The organism is Actinomycetospora sp. 2LY8.5 (genome assembly GCF_057180585.1).
In genome coordinates this window covers 1-8391 of record NZ_JBXUHE010000081.1, presented here as the reverse complement: position 1 = coordinate 8391, position 8391 = coordinate 1, and the positions used below count along the sequence as shown (strand labels likewise).

Genomic DNA, 8391 nt, shown 5'->3' with positions numbered 1-8391 from the left:
TGAACATAGGTACCGGTACGCGCGATCTCCTCACACACCGCAGCCACCCGCGGCTCGACCGGCCCCGCCTCCGGGTTCTCAGCGTGAAACAGCCGAACGAACTCCTCGGCCTCCCCCGGATCGACACCCGGGTGGCTCGGGGCCTGCTCGGCGGTGGCGTCCTTCTCGCCGACCCGGGCCGCGGGCACGACCGCCCGGGCGCCGGACGCGACCTCGAGCGTGGTCTCGGGACCGGGGACGTCGGCGGGCCGGGCGGGCTGGGGAGCCGGGACGGAGGGCCCGACGGTAGGCGCGGCGGTGGGAGCCACGGCGGGCGGCGCCACGGGCGCGCTCACCCGCGTCGCGCTCGGCGCGCCGGCGGCGGCCACGAACGGCCGGCCGTTGCCGCGACCGCCGGCGGGCCAGCCACCCGAGGCGGGCGGTGCCTCGGTGCCGGACGGGCCCCGCGTGCCGTGCGGGTGTTCGGGGCCGTGCGGGTGTTCGGGGCCGTGCGGGTGTTCGGGGCCGTGCGGCTCTCCCGGGGCGGGAGGAGCGCTCGGGGTCGGAGCCGCGGTACCGACGACGGACGGCACCGGGCGTGGGGTCCGGCCGTCCCGGGGCGGTGGGGAGGGGAACGTCCGGTCCCCGGAGCTCACGACATCGATCGCCGAGCCGCCCGTCATGCCACCTCCGTGTCTCGAGCCGTCCCCGCGCGGCCGCCGGTCCACTCTGCCGCTCCGACCCCCGGAACGGATCTCGCTGTTCGGATCAATCGCTCCGGAGGACATCCGAACCGTGATGGTCTGTTCGGCGCAGCAGCACGCTCACGACCCGAGCACCTGCCGATCGAGGGCCGAGAGCACGAAGACCACGAACGAGGACGCGAGGACGGTGTCCGCCACGCGGCGTCCCGATCGCGACCCCGCGCGCGCGTCGACGCACCGGGACGGCTCCACGGCGGCCCACTGTAGAGGGTGGCTCGACCACCCTTCGCACACACGGGTCCGTTCTCGACGGCCCCGCGCATCGTCGCAGCGCACGGGTCGTCCGTCGCCGGTCTATCGCGTCTGGCACGCTGTCCGGTCGACAACGTGTGATGGCCTCGTGTACAGCGAGTGACGTCGACGGGACGACGCGCTCGCCGGGGCCGGGAGGTGCACCGTGACGGGAGCCCCGTGGCCCGCGGGCCACGAGCCGAACGCCACAGGTGGGATGCGCGCGCCCGGCTCCGGTCCGGCCGGCCCGCCCGCCGACGACCGCCAGACCGCCGTGCTGCCCGTGGTCCCCCCGGCACGCGCGCCGGCACCCGCTCCGCCTTTCCCCCGGGGCGCCGGGCCGGTCCCGCCCCCTGCCCCGGGCCCGGCCGACACCGGCCGGACCGCGCCCGCTCTGCCCGAGGTGCCGGCGATCACCGACATCGCCGCACCCGGACGTCCCGACGTCGACGCGGTCGTCGCGTCCGAGGAGTCGGCGCGTGCGACCGGCCGCCGCCGTCCGCGCCCCTCGCGGCACATGCGCGCCCGGGCCGACGAGATGGCCCGGATGCTCTCCCGTCCGGCGCCCGCGGCCGCCCGCCGGCGCGGGCTGTCGTCGCTGCCGGCCGCCGCCGCCGTGATGGCCGCCCTCGCGGTCGGCGGCGTCGGGATCGCGCTGGGGCTCGACGCCCAGCGCAGCGGCGCCCAGATCGCGCTCCCCGGCGTCCCGGCCGTCCCGGCCGACCAGACGCCCGTCCCGGAGACCCCCGAGGCCACCGTCCCGACCGTCGACACCGGCGTCGTCGAGGCGCTCGACCCGGGCGCCTCGAGCCGGGCCCCGGAGCCCTCGTCGGCGGCGGCGTCCGTGCGACGCGCCCCCCAGCCGGCCGCGCCACCCCGCGCCACCACCCCGACCTCGCGTCCCCGGCCCAGCACCACGACGGCGAGATCCACCACACCCGAGCGTTCGACCACGACCTCGACCCGGACACCGCGCTCCACCACACCGTCGAGCCCGACCCCCCGGACGGACGCGGGGACGAGCAGCGGGGTACCCCAGGACGCGGCCGTCGGGAGCCGCGGCCTCGGAGGGCCCGAGAGCGGACCCGGAGACGCGCCGCCCTCGTCATCGCCCCTGGACGGCGGGGCCACCACCGCCGACTGAGGCCCGTCCGGCGACCGGCCGCGAACCGACTTCTCGAGCGTGGAGATCGACGACGGGGAACGGTCGTCGTACGACGCCGGATGACGCGCCCGTTCGGCCCTGTCACCCGATATGGGCGCCGAGGGCGTCCGCTCACCGGGCGTGGCCCTACGCTGACCGCACGAACACACGTCAGGGCGGCGCTGAGCACGACCGGGAGTAGCGTCCCTAGGTCGAGGACAACCGCTAGGGTGGCGCGACGCCGGGGGAGATCAGTCATCCGGGACGAGGAGTCGACCAGACGTGACCGCAGCGAGGGACGACCGCTCCCTGGCCGGGGGACCGCTCGGCCGGTCTCGCCCGACAGATGCCACCCACCCCGACCGTGACGACGCGCACACCGCCGCCGCCTGGTACGGCACCCGGTCCGAGCCCGACGGCTACGAGACGTCCTCGGGTGCTCTCTCCCCTCCCCTCGGCACGGGTCGACCGACCGGCCCCGACGAGTCCGACAGCTCGGTCTTCGACATCGCCGACGACCGCCGCGACGGGCCCTACCGCTCGAACCCGCCGACCGCACCCGGGCACGACCGCACGGGTTCCTACCGCTCCGCGTCCGAGGGGAGCTCGATGACCTACCCGCCCGCGCCGCACGGTCCGCCGTCCGGTGCGCGGTCCCCGTATCCGGGGTCCGCCCCGGCGGCCGCGCCGCCCCCACCGTTCGCCGGCAGCCGGCACACGGGCCCGCCCTCGGGGCCGACCCAGTTCGGCCCGGTGCCGACCGCGCCCCCGCCGCCCATGCCGCAGCCCGGCACGCCGACCGCGGACAGCGGAGCGGCGTGGGCGCCCGACGGTGTCGGCCTGCCCGCCCCGCGCGAGGCCTCGTCGTCCAACGACGTCAACCAGATGGTGTCGCTGATCCGCTCGAGCTTCGACGCGGTCTCGCACCGCACCGACGAGCTCGGGTCCCTGTTCTACGGGATGCTCTTCCGCATCGCGCCCGAGACGCGCGACCTGTTCCCGGTGACGATGGAGCTGCAGCGCACCCGTCTGCTGCGCGCGCTCGTCCACGTGGTGCAGATGGTCGACCGTCCCGATGACCTCTCCATCTTCCTGCGCCAGCTCGGGCGCGACCACCGCAAGTTCGGGGTCATCGGCGAGCACTACGACAAGGTCGGCGAGGCCCTCCTCGGCGCCCTGGCCGAGATCGCGGGCCCGGCCTGGACCCGCGAGGTCGAGGACGCCTGGACGGGCGCCTACGACCTCGTCGCCCAGATCATGCGCGAGGCCGCCGACGCCGAGGGCGGCCCGGCGGTGTGGATGGGCCGCGTCATGGAGCACCGGCGGATCTCGCAGGATCTCGCCGTGGTCCGGGTGCAGACCAGCCAGCCGGTGCCCTACCTCGCCGGCCAGTACGTCAGCGTCGAGACCCCGCAGCGCCCGCGCATGTGGCGCTCGATGTCGCCGGCCAACGCCCCCGGCCCGGACTGCGTGCTGGAGTTCCACGTCCGCACGGTGCCGGGCGGCTGGGTGAGCCGCGCGATCGTGTCGCACGCCCGCGTCGGCGACGTGTGGCGCATCGGCCCGCCCATGGGCCAGATGACGCTCGATCCGCGCTCGCGGTCCGACCTGCTGATGGTCGCCGGTGGCACCGGCCTCGCGCCGGCCCGGTCGATCGTCGAGCAGCTCATCGTCGAGGGCACCGACCGCAAGGTCGCCCTGTTCGTCGGCGGCCGCACGTGGAGCGACCTCTACGACATCGAGGCCCTCCGGCGCAGCGCGCAGGACAACCCCTGGCTGTCGGTCATCCCGGTGGTCGAGGACGACGGACGCCAGTACGGCGCCGAGACCGGGACGGTCGGGGAAGTCGTCGCCCGCTACGGCGCCTGGGCCGACCGCGAGATCACCGTGAGCGGCTCGCCGCCGATGGTGCGCGCGACCGTGGGCGCGCTGCTCGACGCCGGCACGCCGTTCCTCAACATCCACTACGACCCGTACCACACGGACTGACCCGGGTCACAGCAGCACGCCCCGCCGCTCTCCCGGAGCGGCGGGGCGTCCTTCGTTGCGAACCTAGGCGGTCGCCGCCTGGCGCGGGGCCATCTCGACCGAGAGCTCCGGCGGCTTGGCGAGTGTCTGGAAGACGACGCAGTACCGCTCGGTGAGCTTGTGCAGCGTGGCGAGGGTGTCGGCGTCGGCGTCCGTGTCGAGGTCGAAGCGCAGGCGGACCTCGCGGAACCCGACCGGCGCGTCCTTGGCGACGCCCAGAGTGCCCCGGAAGTCGAGGTCGCCCTCGGCGTGCACGTTGCCGCCACGGACCTCGACGCCCATCGACGTCGACACGGCGCGCAGGGTGACACCCGCGCAGGCGACGAGCGCCTCGAGGAGCATGTCGCCCGAGCACAGCTGGGTGCCGTCACCGCCGGTGGCGGGGTGCAGGCCGGCCTCGACCAGCGCCTGCGAGGTCTGCACAAGGCACGCGATGCCCGAGCCGTCGACGTCGCCGTCCGCCTTGAGCGTGACGACGGCCGACTCGGGGTCCTCCTTGTACTGCGACTTGAGCGGACCCTGGGTCTCGGCGAGCTGCGTCTTGTCCATGCCCGTGATCCTCCCCCGGACCTGGCGCTGCGTCACCCGGTCGTCACGGGCGTGCGCACCCGTCGGGGTCGGCAGGCCGCCACCGCGGCCGCGCCGACCAGCGAGAATGCCACCGCGATCGGCACCGCGTCGTTCCAGCCCGCGACCAGCGCCGCCGGCCCGGCGCCGAGGGACGGGCGAGTGGCCACGACCGCGACGATCGTGACGCCGATGGCGGACCCCACGTAGCGGGCGGTGTTGTTGGCGCCGCCGCCCATCGCGCCACGTCCCGGCGGCACGCTGGCGACCGCCTCGCGCCCGAGGGCGGCGTTGACGACGCCGGTCGCCGCGCCGGCCAGCGCGAGACCGGGGACGAGCGTCGCCGGGGAGTCGTCCGCCTCGAGACCGAGGAGCAGGAACTGGCCGGCGGCGATGACGATCAACCCGCCCGCCAGCAGCAGGCGACCCGACCAGGCCGCCGGGAGCCGGCGCGCCAGCAGCGCCGTCACCACGCTCGTGCCCGACCACGCGAACAGCAGCGTCGCGCCCACCACCGCGGTGCTGCCGAGCCCTCGCTCGACGACGGTGGGCAGGAACGACGACGAGGCGATGATCCCGAGCCCGGTCGCGAGCGCCCCGACGGTCGCCGCGACGAAGGCCGGCGTCGCGAAGAGCCCCATGTCGAGCATCGGGGCCGTCCGGCGCCGCTCGATGACGACGAAGAGGGTGACCAGCACCACGCCCGCCGCGAGCAGCGCGAGCACGCCGGGGCGCCCGAACCCGGATCGGCCCTCGGTCAGCCCGGCCAGCAGCGCGGCGAGCCCGGCGGCGAGGACGATCACGCCGGGCAGGTCGATCGGTCGCGGCTCTGCGGCCCGCGACTCGGCGACGAGCCGCTGCGCGACGACCGCGAGGACGACGGACGCCGCGGCGGCGACCCAGTAGGCGCCGGTCCAGCCCACCGCCCGGTCCATACCCGAGGCCAGGAACGGCCCGACCGCGATCCCGGCGGCGAGGCTCGCCCCCCAGATGCCGCTGGCGGTGCGCGCGGCGGGTGTGCCCGCCGGGAACGCGTGACCCAGCAGGCCCTGGCTGCACGCGACGAGCGCCGCCGCCCCGATGCCCTGCAGGATGCGGGCGACGACGAGCACGAACGCGTTCGGCGCGAGCGCCCCGAGCACCGAGGACGCCGCCAGCACCACGGCACCGAGCACGAGGACGCGGCGCCGGCCGAGGTCGTCGCCCAGCGCCCCGACCGAGAGCAGGGCCACCCCGAGGCCGATGCTCATCGAGCTGAGGATCCAGGCCTGGGCCTCGGGGCCGGCGTGCAGCGCCGTCGCGGCCGACGGGAGCGTCGCGAGGGGCGTCGTGAACACCACGAGCGCGAGGAACGTAGCGGTGCCGGCGACCGCGAGGGTGGCGCGTGACGAGCTCACGGAGTCGGACGTTAGCAGGTCCGGTTCGGTCATTGAACCGAGCTGCTACCGTGGTCGCGTGCCGTTGGGCCGCGACTACGACCGTCAGGACTGCGCCCTCGCCCGCGCCCTCGAGGTGGTCGGCGAGCGCTGGACGATGCTCGTGCTGCGCGACTGCTTCTTCGGCGTCCGCCGCTTCGCCGACCTGCGTGCCCACCTCGACATCCCGCGCGCCGTGCTGTCCGACCGGCTCGCGACCCTCGTCGACGCCGGCGTCCTGGAGCGCCGGCCCTACGCCCCGGGCCGCGAGGAGTACGCCCTCACCGCGGCCGGGCTCGACCTGTGGCCCGCGCTGTACTCGCTGTCGCGCTGGGGCGACCGCTACCGGGTGGGCCCGGGCGGCGGACGGCGCCGGTTCCGCCACGCCGACTGTCCCGCCGGCGGCGCCGACCTCGCCCCCGGCGCGGTCTGCCCGGCGTGCGGGACGCTCCCGGCGCCGGCGTCGCTGGAGACGCGGCTGCTCGACCTCGACTCCGCGGACGAGCCCGACCGGCCGCTGCGCGACGACGCCGTCAGCGTCGCCCTGCGCCGCCCCCACCGCCTCCTGACCCCACTGCCCTGACCCACCTGCGTCACCAGGCGCCGACGGGACGGCGGATGGCCACGTTGGCGTGGTTGAACAGGTTGGTCAGAGCGATCTGGGCGACCAGCCCGGCCAGCGCCGTCTCGTCGAGGTGCCGGGCCGCCTCGTCCCACACCTCGTCGGACACGGCGTCCGGGCGGTCGGCGATCCGCGTCGCCGCCTCCCCCAGCGCGAGCGCGGCCCGCTCGGCATCCGAGTAGCCCGGCGCCTCCCGCCACACCGGCAGCATGTCGATGCGCTCGTCGGGCTCGCCGTTCTTGCGCAGGGCCTTCGTCCCGGTGTCGACGCAGAAGGCGCAGCCGTTGATCTGGCTGACGCGGAGATGCACCAGCTCCAGCGTGGTGTCGGGGACCCCGGCGGCGCGGATGGTGCCGATCATCGCGCCGACGGCCTCGCCGAAGCCGGGGAGCGCGCGGGTGAAGTGCTCGAGTCGTACGGTCATGGCGCTCTCCTCGTGCTGTACTCGTCCACGGGTCACATCCGCCGGCGCGCGGCGGTCATCAGGGAGACGCCCCCGAGCGACGGGATGTGACCGATGGACGAGACCGATCTCGCCGAGAGCTTCGAGACCCACCGCCCGCACCTGCGGGCCGTGACGCTGCGACTGCTGGGCAGCCCGGCCGAGGCCGACGACGCCGTGCAGGAGACCTGGCTGCGCCTGGCGCGCACCGACACCTCCGAGGTCGAGAACCTCCGCGCCTGGCTGACGACCGTCGCGAGCCGCGTCGCCCTGTCCATGCTGCGCACGCGGGGGACCCGCGCCGAGTCACCGATCGACCACGCTCCGGACGCCGCCGACCCGGAGCCGAACCCGGAGGCGCGCGCGGCGCAGGCCGACGCCCTCGGGGGCGCGCTGCTCGTCGTGCTCGAGCGGCTCGACCCCGCCGAGCGCCTCGCGTTCGTCCTGCACGACATGTTCGCGGTGCCGTTCGACGAGATCGCGACGGTCGTCGAGCGCAGCCCCGCCGCGGCCCGCCAGCTCGCGAGCCGGGCGCGCCGTCGCGTCCGCGGCGGGTCGGCCGAGGCGGACACCGACCCCGCCCGGCGCCGCGAGGTCGTCGAGGCCTTCCTCGCCGCCGCGCGCGAGGGCGACTTCGCCGGGCTGCTCAGCGTCCTCGACCCCGACGTGGAGCTCCGTGCCGACCGCGTCGCCGTCGCCGCGGCCGCCGCCAATCCCGGCGCGCCCGACGTCGCCGAGACCGTGCAGGGTGCGCACGCCGTCGCCCGCATCTTCTGCGGGCGAGCCCGCGCCGCGCAGCCCGCCCTGCTCGACGGCGCGCTCGGTGCCGCCTTCGCCCCGGGCGGGACGGTCTACTCGGCGTTCGACCTCGTCGTCGTCGGCGGCCGCATCGTCGCGATCGAGATGATCGCCGACCCTGACGTGCTCGCGAGCGTGGACGTCGAGCTGCGGTGACAGGTCACCGGCGTGTCGCGCAGCGAGGATGTGGCGATCCTGGCGTCACACGCCAGCGATGCCGCATCGCTCGCACCGGGAGGTGCCGCGTCGCTCGCACCGGGAGGTGCCGCATCTCCATCAGGCCCTACCTTCAGAGGTGCGGCCGGAGCTGGTGTTGGCTCCGGGTGTGCAGGCGGAGCGGGGATGGCTTCCATCAGAGCTGCCGTCAATGGCCGTAGGCTGCTGTTCCCCCCGCTCTGCCC

General features: G+C 75.8%; 8 protein-coding genes and 1 pseudogene. 4 read left to right on the top strand and 5 right to left on the bottom strand.

Annotated features, from left to right (window positions below):
- Both AC2A1K_RS35140 and AC2A1K_RS35135 read right to left on the bottom strand, forming a co-directional pair.
- Positions 1–662: pseudogene (locus tag AC2A1K_RS35140) on the bottom strand (hypothetical protein); the annotation flags it as partial.
- 141 nt (positions 663–803) lie between these two features.
- Positions 804–935: a hypothetical protein gene (locus AC2A1K_RS35135; protein WP_483900991.1), complete on the bottom strand. Its 132-nt coding sequence runs from the start codon at positions 933–935 to the stop codon at positions 804–806.
- Positions 936–1140: 205 nt separating this feature from the next.
- On the opposite strand from AC2A1K_RS35135, the gene AC2A1K_RS35130 reads away from it, so the two are divergent.
- On the top strand, positions 1141–2118 hold the full coding sequence (locus tag AC2A1K_RS35130) for a hypothetical protein (RefSeq protein ID WP_483900990.1): 978 nt from the start codon (positions 1141–1143) through the stop codon (positions 2116–2118).
- Between the two features lie 282 nt (positions 2119–2400).
- Positions 2401–4107: a globin domain-containing protein gene (locus AC2A1K_RS35125; RefSeq protein WP_483900989.1), complete on the top strand. Its 1707-nt coding sequence runs from the start codon at positions 2401–2403 to the stop codon at positions 4105–4107.
- Between the two features lie 63 nt (positions 4108–4170).
- On the opposite strand, the gene AC2A1K_RS35120 is transcribed toward AC2A1K_RS35125, so the two are convergent.
- Positions 4171–4695 carry an OsmC family protein gene (locus tag AC2A1K_RS35120; RefSeq protein ID WP_483900988.1) on the bottom strand — a complete coding sequence of 175 codons (525 nt, stop codon included), beginning with the start codon at positions 4693–4695 and terminating at the stop codon, positions 4171–4173.
- Between the two features lie 32 nt (positions 4696–4727).
- A complete protein-coding gene (locus AC2A1K_RS35115; RefSeq protein WP_483900987.1) occupies positions 4728–6110 on the bottom strand; it encodes an MFS transporter in 1383 nt (460 codons plus the stop codon).
- A gap of 58 nt (positions 6111–6168) precedes the next feature.
- Here AC2A1K_RS35115 and AC2A1K_RS35110 point away from each other — a divergent pair, with 58 nt between their 5' ends.
- On the top strand, positions 6169–6711 hold the full coding sequence (locus AC2A1K_RS35110; RefSeq protein ID WP_483900986.1) for a winged helix-turn-helix transcriptional regulator: 543 nt from the start codon (positions 6169–6171) through the stop codon (positions 6709–6711).
- Between the two features lie 10 nt (positions 6712–6721).
- Here the strand turns inward: AC2A1K_RS35110 and AC2A1K_RS35105 are convergent, their stop codons facing one another.
- The gene (locus AC2A1K_RS35105; protein ID WP_483900985.1) at positions 6722–7174 is read right to left on the bottom strand and encodes a carboxymuconolactone decarboxylase family protein; all 453 of its coding nucleotides are present in this window, start codon (positions 7172–7174) and stop codon (positions 6722–6724) included.
- Between the two features lie 93 nt (positions 7175–7267).
- On the opposite strand from AC2A1K_RS35105, the gene AC2A1K_RS35100 reads away from it, so the two are divergent.
- A complete protein-coding gene (locus AC2A1K_RS35100) occupies positions 7268–8146 on the top strand; it encodes a sigma-70 family RNA polymerase sigma factor (RefSeq protein WP_483900984.1) in 879 nt (292 codons plus the stop codon).
- Positions 8147–8391: the final 245 nt, after the last annotated feature.